Genomic DNA, 16,851 nt, shown 5'->3' on the forward strand with positions numbered 1-16,851 from the left:
AGGCCAAGCGTTGTTGGCTCGTGAACCTCAGCCTTATCTTGGATACTTCTGTGTTAGCTTGATGAACTCTTAATTTGTGTTATAACATAACAATTATTAATAAAGTATATTGGGTGGCATAAATGTTTTGTGAGGTGGGTAATGGGCGATATCGACGCGGTTATTAAGCATGTAGAGAAAATCTGTAAAGCTCGAGGCAAGCAACTGACATCAAAAAGGAAGCTCGTCTTAAAAGCACTGGTTCATTCTAACAAAGCGTTGTCAGCGTATGAGTTGATGGACTATTGCAAAACGCATTTTGATCAAAATATTCAGGCCATGTCGGTTTATCGTATTTTGGATTTCCTTGAAAGTGAACATTTGGCGCACAAGCTAAAGGTCTCTAATAAGTACATTGTCTGTTCTCATATCCTGTGCGACCACGAACATGGTATCCCTCAATTTCTGATTTGCTCTAAATGCGACAAAATCAGCGAGCAAACCATCGATCCTGCCATGATTACTGGCCTTCAATCGAATGCGCGACAAGAAGGTTTTACGGTTATCAGCCCTCAATTGGAAATCAGTTGTGTCTGCGACGATTGTGTCAAATAGAGGTGTGAGCTCACTCTACCTACCATGAGCGTACAAAACTCACTTTGTGCGTCATTCATTTTTTCATCCCTAACAAAAAGGAACCGGTGAAACGTCATGCCTGCAACGCTGATTAAGAATGCCCGTGTGGTAAATGAAGGAACGATTACAGAAACAGATTTGCGGATTGTCGATCAGCGAATTGAAACCATAGAAAAGGATATTATGGTTCGTCCAGGTGATGCAGTTATTGATGCGAGAGGCTGTTATTTGATCCCAGGAATGATTGATGACCAAGTGCATTTTCGTGAGCCAGGCTTAACCCATAAAGGCTCGATAGCGACAGAATCTCGTGCAGCGGTCGCGGGTGGTATTACCAGTTACATGGAAATGCCGAACGTAAACCCAGCGACAACCACAATTGATGCATTAGAGCGGAAGTTTGCAATTGCCGAGAACAACTCACTTGCAAATTACTCGTTTTACCTCGGTGCGACAGAAGACAATCTGGACCAAATTAAGTTGCTCGACCCAAGTAAGCATTGTGGTGTAAAAGTCTTTATGGGTGCTTCAACAGGGGATTTATTAGTTGAAGCGCCGCAAGCTTTGGACGCGATTTTCCGTGATTCGCCTGTGTTAATTGTCACCCATTGTGAAAGCGGCCCTAACATTGCTCAAAACAAGCAAAGGTTGCTGCAAAAAAAGTCGGAACTCACAATAGAAGATCACCCAGTGTTACGTGATGACGAAGCTTGCTATGCCTCCTCTTCTTACGCGGTTGAGTTAGCGAGAAAACACCATAGCCAACTGCATGTTTTACACATTACCACCGCCAAAGAACTTGCCTTGTTTGAGGCTGGCTCCATTCAAAATAAGAACATCACAGCAGAAGCTTGTGTTCACCATCTCTGGTTTAGCAATGAGGATTATGCGGAGCGTGGGAACCAAATTAAATGTAACCCAGCAGTGAAATACCCAAGCGATCGTGAAGCGCTTCTAAAGGCATTAAGCACAGGCCAGATTGACATTATCGCGACGGACCATGCTCCGCACACTTGGGAAGAAAAGCAAGCCCCTTACGACCAAGCACCTGCGGGCTTACCTTTGGTGCAGCACGCACTACTGACGCTGTTTGATCAAGTGAGTCGTGGCCACATGACGATGGAGCAAGTCGTAGAGAAAACCGCTCACAACCCAGCGATTCGTTATGGTGTTCAAGAGCGCGGTTTTATTCGTGAAGGCTACTTTGCTGATTTGGTTCTTGTTGATGCAGCAGCACCAACGCCGGTGACGAACGACAACAGCTTGTATCACTGCGGATGGTCACCGTTTGCTGGTCATACGTTCTCATCACAAATCAAAACAACGTGGGTAAACGGCGGTGTGGTTTATGCCAACCAACGACTGATTGAACCAAAGGAATATGGCATGCGACTGTCATTTGAACGTCGGTGCTAGGTTTATCTCTGGGCTGATTTTTGACCTTCATTTTTGAAAGCTTATTTGTACTCCCTGTTTTTTAAACCTGATTTGTAGAAGCTGTAATGCTTGAAGTTAGACGTTGTAGTTTGAGTGTTTAATAAGACGCCGAATAAAGAGAAATCAATATGTTAAGAAGAAATCCAACAGGTCACATGCCGGAAGTGTCGGAAAATGCATTCATCGATCCGACTGCTATTATCTGTGGCAAAGTGATCATTGAAGATAACGTTTTTATTGGTCCTTATGCGGTGATTCGGGCTGATGAAGTCAATGAACAAGGCGATATGGAAGCCATCGTGATTAAGCGTGATACCAATATTCAAGACGGTGTGGTTATTCACTCGAAAGCGGGCGCTGCCGTGACCATTGGCGAGCGTTCTTCTATTGCGCACCGTTCCATTATTCATGGGCCTTGTGAAGTGAGTGACGATGTTTTTATCGGCTTCAACTCGGTCGTCTTTAACGCCGTGATTGGCGCAGGTTGTGTGATTCGTCATAACTGTGTGGTGGATGGACTAGACTTGCCAGAGAACTTCCATGTTCCGCCGATGACCAATATCGGCGCCGACTTTGATTTGAACAGCATCTCGAAAGTGCCGCCAGAATACTCGGCGTTTTCGGAGTCTGTGGTTTCGGCAAACCACGAGCTGGTTCAAGGCTACAGGAGAATTGCCAATGAGCTCTGATAAACAGCCCATACTTGGGGTTCCAACTAACATTATTACCGGGTTTTTGGGCGTCGGTAAAACCTCTGCGATTTTGAATCTGATGGCGAGTAAACCAAAGAATGAACGCTGGGCTGTTTTGGTCAATGAGTTTGGCGAAATCGGTGTAGATGGCAGCTTGGTTCAAGGCCAGCAAAGCGAAGAGCAGCAAGTCTTTATTCGTGAAGTACCCGGTGGTTGTATGTGCTGTGCGGCGGGATTGCCAATGCAAATTGCACTTAATCAACTGCTGAATGAAGCAAAGCCCGACCGCTTGTTGATTGAGCCGACTGGCCTTGGGCATCCAAAAGAGGTGTTACAGGTTTTATCGACGGATCACTATCGACAAGTGTTGTCATTGCAAAAGAACATCACCTTAGTTGATGCTCGTAAGCTGACAGATCTTCGTTACACCGAGCACGATACATTCAATCGGCAAATCGCCATTGCCGATACGGTGGTGGGTAATAAACTCGATCTCTATCAAGAGGGTGATCCCCAGAAGCTAGAAGCTTATGTGGCGGAAGTTGGTCGTCCAAATACAAAAGTGATTTTCGCGGAGCACGGTGTGATTCCTTTTCATGAATTTGAAGGCGAAACCACCATTCATGAGCATCCGCCGCACCATCACCACCATCATGCGAATGAAAAGCCATTGGTTTCTGAGATGCCCATGCCAGAGAGTGGCTTGCTGAAAGCGATGAATGAAGGTGAAGGCTTTCAAAGCGTTGGTTGGCGATTCTCTCCTGAGAAAGTGTTTGATCGCCAGCAGCTCATCGTATTATTGGTTGATCTACAAGTAGAACGTATGAAAGCGGTCTTCATCACCAATAGCGGCATTTTTGGTTACAACCTTACTCCTGATGGTTTAACGGAAGTAGAACTGGATGACTGTGCAGAAAGCCGAATCGAATTGATTGCCGATAGGATTGATGAGCAATTTGAAGACAAGCTTCTCGCCTGCGAAACGCGATAGAATCAAATAACTTGGGCGTTAAACCTGATAAGGTTCAACGCTCTTCTTTGTTTTTCCTCTCTTCTTCCTTTTTCTCTTTTTCTGACGTTCTATCCTGACTTTTCAAAAATGCCTTTCTCTGCAATTCATTCGGCTCATCGGGCAATGTGCTTTCAATATTATTTATTTTCCGCATTGACATTGTTTGATTGTCAAACTAAATTAAAATCAAATAGTTTGATAATCAAACTAAAATTGGAAGGTAAGTGTCGCAATGGCTGTATCGCAACATTCACATGATTTCGTTTCTCACAACCAAAAGGGTGAAAAACGCACGCTCTACGTATTGATTCTAACCGTGACCACTATGGTGGTGGAGATTGCTGCCGGAACCATGTTTGGTTCAATGGCATTGCTGGCAGATGGTTGGCACATGGGCACACACGCAGCGGCATTTTGTATTACTCTCTTTGCTTACCGCTACGCGAAACAAAATGCGCACAATGACCGCTTCTCATTTGGTACGGGTAAAGTCAGCGTACTTGGCGGTTTTACCAGTGCGATTGCTTTGGGGATTGTGGCATTGATGATGATGGTCGAATCGATTCATCGCCTCTTTAATCCAGAGAGTATCCAATTTAACGAGGCGATCATGGTCGCGGTGATTGGTTTAGTGGTTAATCTTGCAAGCATGCTACTTTTGCAAGATCACCATCATCATGAGCATGACCATCACGATCACCACGGACACGATCACGAACATCATCACGACCACAACTTAACCGCTGCGTATTTCCACGTGCTAGCGGATACATTGACGTCTTTGTTGGCGATTGTGGCGCTGATTGTCGGTAAGTTTTACGGCTGGGTGTGGTTAGATGCCATGATGGGTATTGTTGGTGCTGTTGTGATTGGTAAATGGACGTTGGGCTTGATGAAGCAAACCGCGCCAGTACTTTTGGATGAGAGTATCGATAAGAACTATCGTAAAGAGATAAGAAAGTCTTTAGATCCGTATGCGGAGGTTGTCGACTTACATATCTGGAAAGTCAGTGGCCATCATTATTCTGCGGCGATTGCATTGAAGAATAAGAGTGATAAAACACTGGATGAATTTAAGCAAATACTGGCTAAGTTTGATAAGATTCATCATCTTACTTTGGAAGTTCAAACGACTGAGTGATGCGCGAATTAGAAAAGCTGAATCAAACGCTTACCGAGTTTTATGACAAAATGTCTTCTTGGGAGCAATCTGTAGTGAAAGGCACTGGTTATTCACTGGCTCAAATCCACACGATTGAAGTGTTGGGTGGGCATGGTGCACTGCGTATGAAAGAACTGGCGGAGAAGCTAGGGATTACGACCGGTACATTGACGGTTCAAATTGAAAAACTAGTGAAGGCGGAGTTGATTGAACGTTGTCCTCATCCAGAAGACCGCCGTGCTATTGTCGTGAAGTTAACACCGAGTGGCGAAGAAATTCACCACCACCACAATCAGCTGCATCTAGATTTGGTTCAGGACTTAACGCGTAATATCGACCCCGAACATCAAGCCATTTTGTTTTCGTGCTTGCAGAAAATGAACAGAGAGTTTTGATTAGGCTTTTCGTTTCCTAACACAAACCCTGAACGCCAAATTACAAAAAGTAGAGCACCGAAGTGCTCTACTTTTTTATAAGCTCGATAGAATTTGTTCGATTGGCAGTTGTGTAAATGCGTACGTCACGCCAACACAGAATGCAGAACCGGTAATACCGATTCCAACAGTTGTTGCGAGTAAGAGAAGCGTAATTTTAGGCATTAGAGGCTAAACTCCTTTTTGAAGGTAGGGTACATCACCCCATTTGCTTCTTGATAAGTTTTAAAACCATAACCGAATGCCAGTGCTGCCACAACAATGGCAAATGCTGCAATATTTCTTCCTTTCATCCCTAAACTCTCAACTGTTGGAGGCAAAGTGACAACCACTCTGCCCATTGCGTTTCTATCGTTTATTGATCTTGGATGCTCAATTATTGGTTAAAGCACACGAACAGAACCCACGCTGTTGCCAGCACAAGTAGTGGTGTGAATACTTTTTGAATTGATGCACCATCGGTCAAATCGTAAATCACGATCGACTCTTTATAGAATGCGCGTTTGAATGAACTAAAGCTGATTTCATTTTTTACATCAGATTGCTCGTAGCGTTGACGCGCAGAGTCTGCCATTTGAGATTCAAGATCTTGCATCTCATATTCTTTGTTAAAAAATGCATCCCACGCCGAAATGCGAGCAATAGCTTTTGGTGAGCGATTGCCCTTTAGTTTTTCTAGACGCTTAGCGTATGCAGCTTGATATTTATCCACGATAAATTCCTACATGAATAGACTGTTATGCAGAACACAGCTTGAGATGTTCTGCTCAGTGGTTGTAAAAGCAAAAAATGGGAAATTAAAGGTGTACTTTCACATATAAAGATTGGGATTAATCGGTATGCAGCATCTGATTGTTAAAGAGCTAAAGGAATGTCATCCCTTGTGTTGCGGATAATATGGGCTGCTCTTGGATGCGACAAACAAAAATAATTAGTGAGAACCACAAGCAATTTTTGTTGCGGACTTTTCCATTCTGAGCATCGCGGAGCATTTAATATGGATAAATGCTAAGTCTACCAAGGGCTTGAGATGCGTTTCTTCGTGGGAGTCTTTTAAGCACTTGTGGTGAAGAAAGTTCATAACTGCTAATTATAAATACATCAAAAATCGATATTATTTTTCTCGTTGGAGTAGTTATATAAGATTGGGAATTTTGATTTTCTCATGCAATCCGCCGCAGTCTTTACTCCTTCTTTCACTCAATCCGTGGTATTTCCCCCCTCCATGGATGATATCCGGATTGAGTGTCTTTTTTGGAAAACGATAAGAAAAGAGTTATGGAACAACAGCAGTTTAGAACCTTGAAGCGCCACCTAAATAACTTAACGTTATCGCAATTAAATGAAATTGATAGGCTGATTAAAAATGCAAATAGACAGCAAGGAGCGGTAGAACTGAGCGAAGAAGAGCGCCAATTTATCCATGGTTTGTTTACCAAAGAAACATCAACGCCTTCTTATTCATAGTACGACACCACAAGCGGTTTATTCGTTAGTGTTGTTGCCATTTTTTGCTTGTACAATCAGGCTCGCGAGTTGTGCAAAACCAAACCCACCGTATTCAGAAGTAAGATATTTCGGCTGATGAGTTAAGCTATCTAATAACGGGCGAATATTCTTTACACCGAAAGTCACGGGTAACCATTCAAACATCCCTTCATCATTTAATGAATCTCCTACGTACGTCACTCGATTCAAATTGGGTAACGTCCCCTGATTAAATTGCTTAATGTAGGCTTCGCTGCTGCTTCGTTTGCTGTGGCTTCCTATCCAAGCATTGATATGAATGGAGCTTAGGGTCGCGTTGACTGGGTTAGATTCTACGTTAAGATGCAAAATACGGTTGAGGATCTCCATCGTAATTGAAGCCGCGACAGGGGAACGATCTTGGGCAATGTTGACCGCTACATCGCAGAACCGAAAGCTCTGATCTTGGCTTAACTCAACTTCAGAATACTCCGTCAAAATGCCCTTTATAGTTTCTTGCAATGTGCGTTGTTCTTTTCGCATCACTTCCGCTGGGCGCGCAAAGGTAGTTCTGAATCCTGCGGCGTCTTTTCTCATCCAAAAAGCGCCGTTTTCACCTATGATCCCATGCAGCGGCCACATCTTTGCCATTTGGTCACACCAACCAGCACATGCGCCTGTTACAGCGACCACTTTTACACCCACGCGCTCTAGCTCTGCGAGCGCAATTAAAGTGTCTGGCGGCAGCTTTCCTTGCCAAGTTAATGTGTCGTCTACGTCGGTCAACAACCATTCAATGTTTCTCAGATACTCTGTATTGAGCTCTGATAGTGGATTAGGCATTCACCACTCCTCGTTGTGTCTGTTTGTCATCTATCGTACTTTTAACTGGCGTTGATAACGCCGCTTTGAGTGAGCAATCAATGCGCTTTTCGGTATTGGCATTAAATAAGTGAAGGTGCTTGGGTTTGATATCTAAACCGAGTTTGTCCCCGATTTGAATCGGCGTATGTCCCTCAACTCGAACAACCAGCTTTTGTGAATCACCGCCTTCTGTGCGGCAGTAAAGCAACAAATCAGCACCGAGCGATTCAATCAATTCCACTTCTACTTGCAACCATGGTTTATCTTGGTTGATTTGTAAATGCTCCGGACGAAGACCTAGTTTTACTACCCCCAAATCCAAGTTTGTTGTGGATGTAGGAAGCAGTGCGTCACCAATAGTAATGCCGTCGACGGTAACATTGGCATCCAAGATGTTCATGGATGGTGAACCAATAAAGGTCGCGACAAACAGAGAAGCAGGGTTGTCGTATATCTCTAGCGGTGTACCCACTTGTTCTACATTGCCTTTGTTGAGCACCACGAGTTTGTCCGCCAGTGTCATGGCTTCTACTTGGTCGTGGGTAACGTAGACCGATGTAGTTCCGAGGCGACGTTGCAGCTTCTTAATTTCCAAACGCATTTGAACACGCAATTTGGCGTCTAAGTTAGATAGAGGCTCATCAAACAAGAACACCTTTGGTTCACGTACAATTGCACGCCCCATCGCGACACGCTGACGTTGCCCTCCAGATAATTGCCCCGGTTTTCGGTCGAGTAGATGATCCAACTCCAGCATCTTTGTTGCTTCGTGAACTAATCGCTCGATTTCCGCTTTTGGTGTTTTGCGGTTGCGCAGACCATAAGCCATGTTGTTGTACACCGTCATGTGTGGGTACAAGGCGTAGTTCTGGAATACCATAGCAATGTCGCGTTCACCCGGTTCGAGATCGTTGACGACTGTGGTGTCGATCTTGAGCTCACCAGAGCTGATTTCTTCTAGACCCGCAATCATGCGAAGTAAGGTGGATTTACCACAGCCACTTGGGCCAACCAATACGACCATTTCACCGTCGCAGATATCAAGATTGAGTTTTTGGATCGCCTGATAGCCGTTCGGATAACATTTAGCGATATTAGAAAGAGTTAACGTGGACATTTATTTCTCCGAATCTACCAGACCTTTAACAAAGGCTTTTTGCATTGCAATTACCACAATCACGGGTGGCAACATGGCGATAATGGTGGTGGCCATAATTTTGTTCCATTCCACAACACCATCAACTACTCCAAGCATCTGTTTTATGCCCATCACGATGGTGTAGTACTGCACGTCAGTGGTGATCAGCAGTGGCCATAGATATTGGTTCCAGCCGTAAATGAAGGTGATGACGAACAGTGCTGCGATGTTGGTGCGCGACAGGGGCAACAAGATATCGAAGAAGAACTTGATTGGTCCTGCGCCATCAATTCGCGCCGCTTCCACTAACTCATTCGGTACCGTTAAGAAGAACTGACGGAACAAGAAAGTGGCGGTCGCACTGGCAATCAGCGGAATGGTTAAGCCGTAGAATGAGTTGAGCATGTTGAGGTTCGTAATCACCTCAAACGTCGGCATGATGCGCACTTCAACGGGCAACATGAGCGTGAAGAAAATCATCCAGAACGCCAGCATTCTTCCCGGAAAACGGAAGAACACCACTGCATAGGCAGACATGATGGAAATGCTCAACTTACCGATGGTAATGCACATCGCCATGATGAAAGAGTTCAGCAGCATGTTGCCAATCGGCAAAGTATTGTTGTATTGGGTATCGTTACTCAACAAGTCAGTAAATACACTAAAACCCAAGTCTCCAAACCAAAGTGGAGTGCCAGTAGCGAATGCACTGTTCTCATGCGTAGTTGCAACGATTGCAATCCAAACCGGAAGCGCAATCGAAATGATGCCAAGAATCAAAATGACATGGCAAAACAGATTGAAAAACGGTCTTCTTTCTACCATCAGTACGCCACCTTCTTCTCAACATACTTAAATTGAATCACAGTCAGGGAAGCAACCAAGATCATCAGGATTACGGACTGCGCGGCCGATGAACCTAAATCCAACCCGATAAAGCCATCGTTGTAGACTTTGTAAACCAAGGTCGAGGTGCTGTTACTCGGACCGCCTTGTGTCATCGCGTGGATGATGGCGAACGTATCAAAGAACGCATAAACAAAGTTCACGACCAACAAGAAAAAGCTGGTTGGTGAAATCAGTGGGAAGCTAATGGTGATAAAGCGTTTGATCGGACCGCTACCATCAATGGCTGCGGCTTCGTGCAAAGACTTCGGCACGGATTGCAGCGCTGCTAAGAAGAACAGGAAGTTGTAGCTGATTTGCTTCCACGTCGAGGTGATGATCACCATCCACATCGCATGGGTGCCATTGAGCGTTGGATTCCAGTCTACGCCAAACAGGTTCAACAGTTCGGTCATCACACCGATGGTTGGATCGAATAAAAATAGCCATAACGAACCTGCGACAACCGGAGCGACCGCATAAGGCCAAATCAAGAAGGTGCGATACATGGTCGCGCCACGAATGATTTGTTCGGCGAAAGCGGAAAGAACGAGTGCGCTGACCAACGCGAGCACCGCAACGCTGATGCTAAATTGCAGCGTGGTCATTAACGAATCTAGGTAAAGGGGATCATGGATGAGCTTTTCAAAGTTCTCCAAACCCACAAACTCACGGCTCATGCCGAAAGCATCTTCAAGTTGAGAAGATTGGAAAATGGCTTGTCCTGCCGGCCAGATGAAGAACACCAAGGTGATCACCAACTGAGGTGCGATCAGCGCAACCGGAAGCCATTTGTGTTTAAAAACAACAGGTGAGGACATACAAATACCAAAGTAAAACAGGCAAGGTGTGTGAACGAATTCCCCACCCAAGATGGGAGGGGAGAGTGCGTATCTGAGCGGTGATTCGAATAAGACTCAGCGCACCATTGTTCGTTATTAATGTTCGTTACTTCTGTGTGCGCTCAAAGCGACGTAGCTGCTCGTCACCGCGACGAACTGCATTGTTTAGCGCAGCTTGTGCCGTTGCTTTGCCTGCCCACACTGCTTCTAGCTCTTCGTTGATGATGTCGCGAGTTTGCAGGAAGTTACCAAAGCGAATGCCTTTCGAGTTTTCTGTAGGCTCGGTTGACGTCATTTGTAGAACCGCTGTATCTGTGCCTGGGTTCTTAGCGTAGAAGCCTTGCTCTTTCGTTAGCTCGTAAGCCGCTTTTGTGATTGGTAGGTAACCAGTGAACTGGTGCCAATCTGCTTGGACTTCTGCACTAGAAAGGTAAGAGAAGAACTTCGCCACGCCTTTGTATTCCTCGCTTGAATGACCACGAAGTACCCAAAGTGATGCACCACCGATGATGGTGTTTTGTGGCTTAGCGACGATCTCTGAATCGTAAGGCAGTTGCGCTACGCCGATATCAACGTCTTTCATGTTCTCTTTAATGCCAGCTAGACCTGCCGAGGAGCCCATAGTCATTGCACACTCTTGGGTGTAGAACAGTGGCATACCATCAGATTGGCGACCGCCGTACTTAAATATGCCTTCTTTCGACCATTTGCCCATTTGATCAATGTGACGAACAAATGCTGAATCATTGAACTTAAACTCAGTGTCTAAGCCAACAAAGCCGTTGTTGTTATTGGCAACAGGAACGTTGTTACGCGCACCGAAGTTTTCGATTTGCGTCCATGATTGCCACGTTGTGCTGAAACCACACTTCGCACCAGATGCCAGCAGCTTACGGGAAACTTCTTCCATCTCTTTCCATGTCTTTGGTGGGTTGGCTACGCCAGCTTTTGCGAACATGTTTTTGTTGTAGTAAAGCACAGGCGTTGAGCTGTTAAATGGCAGGGAAAGCATGTTGCCTTCATTGGTGGTGTAGTACCCCGTTACGGCGGCAAGGTAATCATCAGAGTTGAACGACTCTTTGGTGTCTTCCATCAATTGATAAACAGGATAAATCGCTTTGTCTGCGCCCATCATGGTCGCCGTACCCACTTCGAATACTTGTACAATCGCTGGCTGCTCTTTTGCTCGGAACGCCGCGATAGCACTGGTCATGGTTTCTGCATAGCTGCCTTTGTAAACCGGTTTGATCTCGTATTCTGATTGGCTTGCGTTAAAGTTTGCCGCAATTTCATTAACCTTGTTACCTAGCGCGCCGCCCATTGCGTGCCACCACTCAACCTCTGTTTTTGCTTGTGCTTGCGTGCTGATGAATGCCGCTGCAACTGCAAGTCCGGCGAGGTGTTTAATAGCCATAATGATTCCTTTTCATTGGATGATTTGAACAGGTGTTTCCTTGCGAATGTTCATTTTGATTATGAATCCGCTCCAAAAAATTCAAATGAACATTAAATGAGCCAAATGACGTTCTAGTTACAAAAAAATGAACTTATTTGAACATTGCTTTCGTCACCATTTTGTAATCAAAGCGTCATTGAGGGTTGAGATAGTTCATTTGAAAACAAATGAAAAAGACGGAATAAAAAATGAAAATAACAGCACACCGTGGCTTATCCAGTTTGGCTCCAGAAAACACCTTATCGGCAATACAACGCGCCATTGAATTTGGTTGTGAATGGATTGAAATCGACGTTCAGCTCAGTGCGGACAACATTCCTGTCGTCATCCATGACAAAACGGTCAACCGCTGCACGAATGGTCGAGGTAAAGTCAAAGATCTGACTTGGCAGGAGCTGAGAGCACTCGACGCAGGCTTGTGGTTCGGTGATGACTTCGCGGGCGAACTTATCCCGAGTTTAGAAGAGACGCTTGAGCTCACTACAAGAGCGAGTGTGAAACTCAATATTGAATTGAAGGTTTACTCTGGTGACGAAATCGACCTGTTGTGCGAAAAGGTTGCGCAGGTGATCGAGCACTTAGGTGTAGAAGCGGACGCGATTCTGTTTTCTAGCTTTAACACAGAAGCCTTAATGATGATGAAAAATTACCTGCCAGAAGTGAGAAGAGGGCAACTATGGCAAGAGATTCCAGATGATTCAGCTGTCGTGCTACAACACATCGATGCATACAGTGTACATTGTGACTACCGCTTCCTGACTGAGTTGCAAGCTCAGAAGATCAAGCAGTATGGTTATCAACTCTTCTGCTATACACCAAACTTTCCTCAATTAGTTGAAGCACATTGGCATTGGGGCGTGGATATGATGATTACAGATACGCCTCAACGTTATAAAGTAAAAGTGCCTTCAGCCATACGAGAACCCGCACTGAATGAATAATTTAAACGTCCGTCAACAAAGCATCATTGAACTGGTTCATCAGCAAGAATATTGCTCGATAGAAGAACTTGCCCAACGTTTCGAAGTCACGACGCAAACCATTCGTCGTGACATCAATGAACTTTGTCGACTCGGACTTACCCGACGCCATCATGGTGGTGTCGGGCTGCCTGCCACTTTGAGCAATCGCAGCTATGCCTCTCGCCAAGTCACCAATCAACAGGAAAAGCAGATCATCGCCGATGAGGTGGTCAAAGCTATCCCAAACGGAACGACATTGTTTCTAGGTATTGGTACTACGATTGCTTTGGTTGCTGAACGTCTAGCCAATCACAGTGAGTTACGTGTGGTGACCAATAACTTCGAAGCGGCGCATATTCTTTCTCACTATGAGAACATCGAAACTTGGATTCCGGGTGGTCGTATTCGTACGAACGATCGCGATGTGGTGGATGGTTCGGCAGAGCAGTTTTACGGCCAGTTTTCCGCAGACATCGGAATTATTGGTTGTGCAGGTATCACCGAAATCGCGCAGCCTCATTCAGAGATGGTCAATTTTGGTCGCACTGAAGTTGAGACTCAGTTGTTTGCGATGGAGCATGAGTTGCGAGAAGCCAAGGTGAGCCAAGCAATTTTAGCCAACTCCGAACAAAAGTGGCTGGTGGCTAACAAGAGTAAATGGCAGCGAAGAGCCAACACTAAGGTGGCACCACTCAATTATTTCGACCGCGTTTTTAGTAACTAAGCTTTTACTTCCCGTGCTTGTCTAACTCGTAGGAAAATCCGTTATTGATTCGACCTGCGTGATGCTTTTTCATCGCGATTCGCTATGCTTAGATGATTGAAAATAAAGAGGTCATGCCATGTTTGAATCGGATAAAACCAAAGTAAGAAACTTGCTTGTTGCGACACGTTTTGGTGTCTCTGCCTCTGAAATGCCAACCATTATTGGGGTGAAGCAAGATAAAGCGCTCAAGCTGATTAATGAGCTGAAGCAAGAAGGGGAAGACATTCACTCGTTAGGGGAAGGGAACAACCCAGAAGAGTTGGTGCTGTATTCGATTGGTGAAATAGAGCCTTAATTGAGCCAACAAGAACAACAAAAAAGCCGCCCATCGTTGGCGGCTTTTTAGATCCTTCATTCAAACTAGTCGTGAATCGGCACAACCAGAATATCTACCGGAGACTTGTTGATCAGATGTCTTGAGTAAGAAATGATCTTGCTCCAGAAGTCTTGGTGGTGGCCACAAATAAGCAGATCAACCTCTTGCTCTTTGATGGTTACTTCCAGTTTGTCCGCCAAGTCACCCGTGCCAACGAAGAAGTGTTTCAATGGCTGCTCCATGTAATCGCTAAAGGACTTCAAGCACTCCATTGAATGTTCATTCAACGGTCTTTGGTCTGGGTTTGCTTTAATATCGACAAGCTCACGATAAATTTCGCCATGAGTACCATCGATATGAATAAAAGAAATCTCGGCACCGAGATAACTCGCCATAGATACCGCTCGGTCAATCAACACAGTACTCTCATCAGACAGTTCCAGTGCGACTAGGATATGTTTGTATTTCATAACCACGCCCTCTTGTGGAATACACTACCAATAGCATAGTACGCCCTTAACAAAAAATGTGTTGATAAGATCCCGAAATTGCTCAAAGTTTTGGCAAATTATCACCAGCCTAAGAGCGAGAGGATATTGAGGGGAGGGCGAAAAAAGAGCCGATACTAATACCAGCTCAATTCAATCTCTAATGGCATGTCACAGCGTATTCTCTCTCCACACATTTCATCAGATGCGTTGAGGTGAACCAGTTTTGCAGAGGAGTATCCTTCTCCTCGAAAGTGGTCTCTTGCCTCGCAGAGGCTGGCAAATTTGAGCGGGCTTTTGTGCTCGTTCAAGATCAATGATCTTGTTTGGTTTTCTACGTTATAAGCGAGGTAGATACCACCCTCGACCGATTCAATCAAAAGATTCATAGCCGTTTCCCATTGGTGTTTTCACTCTTTGGCTATTACGGCGAGCGATGGATTTTAGTTCACTTCTGGATCGAACCGATTCATGTGATGACAGAAGTCGCTTGCTTTTTATACAAGAAAACCTTTAGACTTTGCCCATCACTTCTTTAGGAGATTACGCCAACATGAACAACTAAACCTGTCATCCAACTCTCATTTTATTTTTTGGATTTACAGGGTTAGTAGGCGTAGCTCACTTTCCGATATTTCTTTGCAGTTACCATTTTTCTGTTTGAAGCGCTTCTATGGACGCGTGTATTTGCATCGATCTCATCTCTAGATTTATCTCAAGCTACGGCTGTTGTCCCTGTCATACAGGAGGCAAATTATGCCAGTCTTACAGGCTTACAATATCAGTCATCAATTTGGTAATGGCGAAACGCTGTTTCAGCAAATCTCATGTTCAATGATCAAACGTCGTGTTGGGTTAGTCGGACGTAACGGTGTCGGAAAATCGGTGTTTGCATCGATACTCAGCGGTGAGCAAACCTCAACCAGCGGTACAGTAACCTTACCAAGGTCCTTTGCGGTGTATCGCCAGCAACCATCTCACTTGTTGGGGGGAGGGCTGTCGATTGCCCAGTTTTTAGCAAAGGACAATGTGTTAAGCGCGCTCAAACAGATCGAGATGGGCGATTGCTCGGAGTATCTGTTTGAGGTAGTAGGTGAACAATGGGATTTGCCCATCCAACTTGCTAAGCAGTTAGAAACCATGGGTTTGCCGCCACAGCCAGACTTTCCTTGTTTGCAATTGAGTGGCGGGCAGTTAGCGCGTTTGCAACTGTGGCAATTGTTCGAAAGCGAAGTGGAATTACTGATCCTTGATGAGCCGTCGAACCATCTTGATAGACATGCCAAGCAGTGGTTGATTCATTCGATGCGCAATTTCTCAGGAGCGATTCTGCTTATAAGTCACGACCGAGAATTTTTGCGCGAGATGGAGGAAATTTGGGAGCTATCCGGTTTAGGCTTGCAAGTATTTGGCGGTAATTACGACGTGTATGCCGAGCTAAAGCGCACCGAGCTGCAAGCGGTGGAACGCCAGTTAGCTGCTGTCGATAAACAAAAAAAGCAATTGGAAGAGCAAGCTCAGCGCAATCGAGAGAAAGCAGAACAAAGAGCGGCTCAAGGTAACAAGCTGAGAAAGGATGGCAGTCAGCCGAAGATCTTATTGGATGGTATGAAAGACAAAGCCACAGCCCGAGCCGCCAGTCGTAATAAAAACGAGCAACTTCGCAAAGCGCACTTGCAAGAGAAAGAGCAAAGTTTGCTAGTGCGTAAAGAGCAAATCAAAGGGCAAAAACTGTATTTGGCAGACAGTCAAAGTCGCTCGCGAAAAGTTGTGTCACTTTTAGAAGGCGTGTTGCCATTTGGGGCGGCTAAACCCATCTCTGCGCAAGTTCATGCGGATGATAAGGTACATTTGTTGGGCAAAAACGGGGGCGGTAAATCGACCTTACTGAAAACCCTCTTGGGGGAGTTCTCACTGCAAAGTGGTGAGCTACAAATCAATACGCCGCTTTATTTTCTCGACCAGCACTTTGGTGCGATACAGCCTGGACTCTCCATGTTGGAAAACCTGATGCAACATTGTGAGGGGATGAAAGAAAGCGATGCCAGATAATCACCTCGATTTGGATTCGAAAATCATGCTTACTCAGGCGTTAAATGCTTACCGCGGCGGCTTTATTCTTATCAGCCATGACCAAGATTTTGCCGTGGAGTCGGGAGTGTCTCGAAGCATTGAACTGAGCTAACAAGCTCTTGTCTATAACTCCACATTGAGGGGAATCACCGAAGCTGAGCAGCTAGTTTGGCTTTGGTGACTTTAAAACCTTTACCAAGCAATTTTCTCAAAGCAATTAGAATCCTTACTTCGATATGGGT

Annotated in this window: 20 protein-coding genes and 1 pseudogene; 11 read left to right on the forward strand and 10 right to left on the reverse strand. The window is 45.2% G+C overall.

All coding sequences use genetic code 11. The annotated features are described in order from the left end of the window. Positions 1–141: 141 nt before the first annotated feature. The 6 genes from OQJ86_RS12480 to OQJ86_RS12505 all read left to right on the forward strand — a co-directional run bounded on the left by OQJ86_RS12480 (position 142) and on the right by OQJ86_RS12505 (position 5,313). Positions 142–594, forward strand: a complete 453-nt coding sequence (locus OQJ86_RS12480; protein WP_038865157.1) for a Fur family transcriptional regulator — start codon at positions 142–144, stop codon at positions 592–594. A gap of 96 nt (positions 595–690) precedes the next feature. Continuing rightward, positions 691–2,031 (forward strand): dihydroorotase, encoded by a 1,341-nt coding sequence (locus OQJ86_RS12485; RefSeq protein WP_265987953.1) that lies wholly within the window; start codon positions 691–693, stop codon positions 2,029–2,031. A 149-nt stretch (positions 2,032–2,180) separates the two neighbouring features. After that, positions 2,181–2,741, forward strand: a complete 561-nt coding sequence (locus OQJ86_RS12490; RefSeq protein ID WP_265987954.1) for a carbonate dehydratase — start codon at positions 2,181–2,183, stop codon at positions 2,739–2,741. Continuing rightward, a complete protein-coding gene (locus OQJ86_RS12495; protein WP_265987955.1) occupies positions 2,731–3,735 on the forward strand; it encodes a CobW family GTP-binding protein in 1,005 nt (334 codons plus the stop codon). The genes OQJ86_RS12490 and OQJ86_RS12495 overlap by 11 nt, the downstream gene beginning before the upstream one ends. Before the next feature lie 253 nt (positions 3,736–3,988). Next, positions 3,989–4,897 carry a CDF family Co(II)/Ni(II) efflux transporter DmeF gene (gene dmeF / locus OQJ86_RS12500; protein ID WP_265987957.1) on the forward strand — a complete coding sequence of 303 codons (909 nt, stop codon included), beginning with the start codon at positions 3,989–3,991 and terminating at the stop codon, positions 4,895–4,897. Next, the gene (locus OQJ86_RS12505; protein ID WP_265987958.1) at positions 4,897–5,313 is read left to right on the forward strand and encodes a MarR family winged helix-turn-helix transcriptional regulator; all 417 of its coding nucleotides are present in this window, start codon (positions 4,897–4,899) and stop codon (positions 5,311–5,313) included. Before dmeF ends, OQJ86_RS12505 begins: the two co-directional genes overlap by 1 nt. Positions 5,314–5,388: 75 nt before the next feature. Here the strand turns inward: OQJ86_RS12505 and OQJ86_RS12510 are convergent, their stop codons facing one another. The 3 genes from OQJ86_RS12510 to OQJ86_RS12520 are packed head-to-tail and all read right to left on the reverse strand — an operon-like array spanning position 5,389 to position 6,064. Beyond that, entirely contained in the window at positions 5,389–5,517 is a 129-nt protein-coding gene (locus tag OQJ86_RS12510) for a hypothetical protein (protein WP_038865164.1), read from the reverse strand. After that, positions 5,517–5,693 (reverse strand): hypothetical protein, encoded by a 177-nt coding sequence (locus OQJ86_RS12515; RefSeq protein WP_265987960.1) that lies wholly within the window; start codon positions 5,691–5,693, stop codon positions 5,517–5,519. Before OQJ86_RS12515 ends, OQJ86_RS12510 begins: the two co-directional genes overlap by 1 nt. 35 nt (positions 5,694–5,728) lie before the next feature. Continuing rightward, entirely contained in the window at positions 5,729–6,064 is a 336-nt protein-coding gene (locus tag OQJ86_RS12520) for a hypothetical protein (RefSeq protein WP_038865166.1), read from the reverse strand. A gap of 566 nt (positions 6,065–6,630) precedes the next feature. Here OQJ86_RS12520 and OQJ86_RS12525 point away from each other — a divergent pair. After that, positions 6,631–6,819, forward strand: a complete 189-nt coding sequence (locus tag OQJ86_RS12525) for a hypothetical protein (protein WP_104048174.1) — start codon at positions 6,631–6,633, stop codon at positions 6,817–6,819. Positions 6,820–6,837: 18 nt separating this feature from the next. On the opposite strand, the gene OQJ86_RS12530 is transcribed toward OQJ86_RS12525, so the two are convergent. The 5 genes from OQJ86_RS12530 to ugpB all read right to left on the reverse strand — a co-directional run bounded on the left by OQJ86_RS12530 (position 6,838) and on the right by ugpB (position 11,962). Next, positions 6,838–7,662, reverse strand: a complete 825-nt coding sequence (locus OQJ86_RS12530) for an HAD-IIB family hydrolase (RefSeq protein ID WP_265987963.1) — start codon at positions 7,660–7,662, stop codon at positions 6,838–6,840. Beyond that, a complete protein-coding gene (locus OQJ86_RS12535) occupies positions 7,655–8,800 on the reverse strand; it encodes a sn-glycerol-3-phosphate import ATP-binding protein UgpC (protein WP_265987964.1) in 1,146 nt (381 codons plus the stop codon). The genes OQJ86_RS12530 and OQJ86_RS12535 overlap by 8 nt, the downstream gene beginning before the upstream one ends. Beyond that, on the reverse strand, positions 8,801–9,646 hold the full coding sequence (gene ugpE / locus OQJ86_RS12540; protein ID WP_265987965.1) for a sn-glycerol-3-phosphate ABC transporter permease UgpE: 846 nt from the start codon (positions 9,644–9,646) through the stop codon (positions 8,801–8,803). Beyond that, on the reverse strand, positions 9,646–10,527 hold the full coding sequence (gene ugpA / locus OQJ86_RS12545; protein ID WP_038865173.1) for a sn-glycerol-3-phosphate ABC transporter permease UgpA: 882 nt from the start codon (positions 10,525–10,527) through the stop codon (positions 9,646–9,648). Before ugpA ends, ugpE begins: the two co-directional genes overlap by 1 nt. Before the next feature lie 127 nt (positions 10,528–10,654). Next, entirely contained in the window at positions 10,655–11,962 is a 1,308-nt protein-coding gene (ugpB, locus tag OQJ86_RS12550) for a sn-glycerol-3-phosphate ABC transporter substrate-binding protein UgpB (RefSeq protein ID WP_265987966.1), read from the reverse strand. A gap of 230 nt (positions 11,963–12,192) precedes the next feature. Between ugpB and OQJ86_RS12555 the strand changes: the two genes are divergently transcribed. The 3 genes from OQJ86_RS12555 (at position 12,193) to OQJ86_RS12565 (ending at position 14,027) form a co-directional block, all read left to right on the forward strand. Further along, entirely contained in the window at positions 12,193–12,945 is a 753-nt protein-coding gene (locus OQJ86_RS12555) for a glycerophosphoryl diester phosphodiesterase (RefSeq protein ID WP_265987967.1), read from the forward strand. Next, the gene (locus tag OQJ86_RS12560; protein ID WP_054755554.1) at positions 12,938–13,690 is read left to right on the forward strand and encodes a DeoR/GlpR family DNA-binding transcription regulator; all 753 of its coding nucleotides are present in this window, start codon (positions 12,938–12,940) and stop codon (positions 13,688–13,690) included. The genes OQJ86_RS12555 and OQJ86_RS12560 overlap by 8 nt, the downstream gene beginning before the upstream one ends. 118 nt (positions 13,691–13,808) lie before the next feature. Then, on the forward strand, positions 13,809–14,027 hold the full coding sequence (locus OQJ86_RS12565) for a hypothetical protein (RefSeq protein ID WP_005439057.1): 219 nt from the start codon (positions 13,809–13,811) through the stop codon (positions 14,025–14,027). A gap of 65 nt (positions 14,028–14,092) precedes the next feature. On the opposite strand, the gene OQJ86_RS12570 is transcribed toward OQJ86_RS12565, so the two are convergent. Next, positions 14,093–14,518, reverse strand: a complete 426-nt coding sequence (locus OQJ86_RS12570; protein WP_009706243.1) for a universal stress protein — start codon at positions 14,516–14,518, stop codon at positions 14,093–14,095. 155 nt (positions 14,519–14,673) lie between these two features. Then, positions 14,674–14,925 (reverse strand): DUF6482 family protein, encoded by a 252-nt coding sequence (locus OQJ86_RS12575; RefSeq protein ID WP_042602564.1) that lies wholly within the window; start codon positions 14,923–14,925, stop codon positions 14,674–14,676. A gap of 367 nt (positions 14,926–15,292) precedes the next feature. On the opposite strand from OQJ86_RS12575, the pseudogene OQJ86_RS12580 reads away from it, so the two are divergent. Further along, positions 15,293–16,721, forward strand: a pseudogene (locus OQJ86_RS12580) (ATP-binding cassette domain-containing protein). Positions 16,722–16,851 lie beyond the last annotated feature (130 nt).

Source organism: Vibrio sp. Sgm 5, from assembly GCF_026241575.1.
GTDB classification, from domain to species: Bacteria; Pseudomonadota; Gammaproteobacteria; order Enterobacterales; family Vibrionaceae; genus Vibrio; species Vibrio jasicida.

What these genes read in the sequence shown, in the direction of transcription:
- OQJ86_RS12480 (WP_038865157.1), top strand. Translation starts at nt 142, where the DNA reads ATGGGCGATATCGACGCGGTTATTAAGCATGTAGAGAAAATCTGTAAA.
- OQJ86_RS12485 (WP_265987953.1), top strand. Translation starts at nt 691, where the DNA reads ATGCCTGCAACGCTGATTAAGAATGCCCGTGTGGTAAATGAAGGAACG.
- OQJ86_RS12490 (WP_265987954.1), top strand. Translation starts at nt 2,181, where the DNA reads ATGTTAAGAAGAAATCCAACAGGTCACATGCCGGAAGTGTCGGAAAAT.
- OQJ86_RS12495 (WP_265987955.1), top strand. Translation starts at nt 2,731, where the DNA reads ATGAGCTCTGATAAACAGCCCATACTTGGGGTTCCAACTAACATTATT.
- dmeF (WP_265987957.1), top strand. Translation starts at nt 3,989, where the DNA reads ATGGCTGTATCGCAACATTCACATGATTTCGTTTCTCACAACCAAAAG.
- OQJ86_RS12505 (WP_265987958.1), top strand. Translation starts at nt 4,897, where the DNA reads ATGCGCGAATTAGAAAAGCTGAATCAAACGCTTACCGAGTTTTATGAC.
- OQJ86_RS12510 (WP_038865164.1), bottom strand. Translation starts at nt 5,517, where the DNA reads ATGCCTAAAATTACGCTTCTCTTACTCGCAACAACTGTTGGAATCGGT.
- OQJ86_RS12515 (WP_265987960.1), bottom strand. Translation starts at nt 5,693, where the DNA reads ATGGGCAGAGTGGTTGTCACTTTGCCTCCAACAGTTGAGAGTTTAGGG.
- OQJ86_RS12525 (WP_104048174.1), top strand. Translation starts at nt 6,631, where the DNA reads ATGGAACAACAGCAGTTTAGAACCTTGAAGCGCCACCTAAATAACTTA.
- OQJ86_RS12530 (WP_265987963.1), bottom strand. Translation starts at nt 7,662, where the DNA reads ATGCCTAATCCACTATCAGAGCTCAATACAGAGTATCTGAGAAACATT.
- OQJ86_RS12535 (WP_265987964.1), bottom strand. Translation starts at nt 8,800, where the DNA reads ATGTCCACGTTAACTCTTTCTAATATCGCTAAATGTTATCCGAACGGC.
- ugpE (WP_265987965.1), bottom strand. Translation starts at nt 9,646, where the DNA reads ATGGTAGAAAGAAGACCGTTTTTCAATCTGTTTTGCCATGTCATTTTG.
- ugpA (WP_038865173.1), bottom strand. Translation starts at nt 10,527, where the DNA reads ATGTCCTCACCTGTTGTTTTTAAACACAAATGGCTTCCGGTTGCGCTG.
- ugpB (WP_265987966.1), bottom strand. Translation starts at nt 11,962, where the DNA reads ATGGCTATTAAACACCTCGCCGGACTTGCAGTTGCAGCGGCATTCATC.
- OQJ86_RS12555 (WP_265987967.1), top strand. Translation starts at nt 12,193, where the DNA reads ATGAAAATAACAGCACACCGTGGCTTATCCAGTTTGGCTCCAGAAAAC.
- OQJ86_RS12560 (WP_054755554.1), top strand. Translation starts at nt 12,938, where the DNA reads ATGAATAATTTAAACGTCCGTCAACAAAGCATCATTGAACTGGTTCAT.
- OQJ86_RS12565 (WP_005439057.1), top strand. Translation starts at nt 13,809, where the DNA reads ATGTTTGAATCGGATAAAACCAAAGTAAGAAACTTGCTTGTTGCGACA.
- OQJ86_RS12570 (WP_009706243.1), bottom strand. Translation starts at nt 14,518, where the DNA reads ATGAAATACAAACATATCCTAGTCGCACTGGAACTGTCTGATGAGAGT.
- OQJ86_RS12575 (WP_042602564.1), bottom strand. Translation starts at nt 14,925, where the DNA reads ATGAATCTTTTGATTGAATCGGTCGAGGGTGGTATCTACCTCGCTTAT.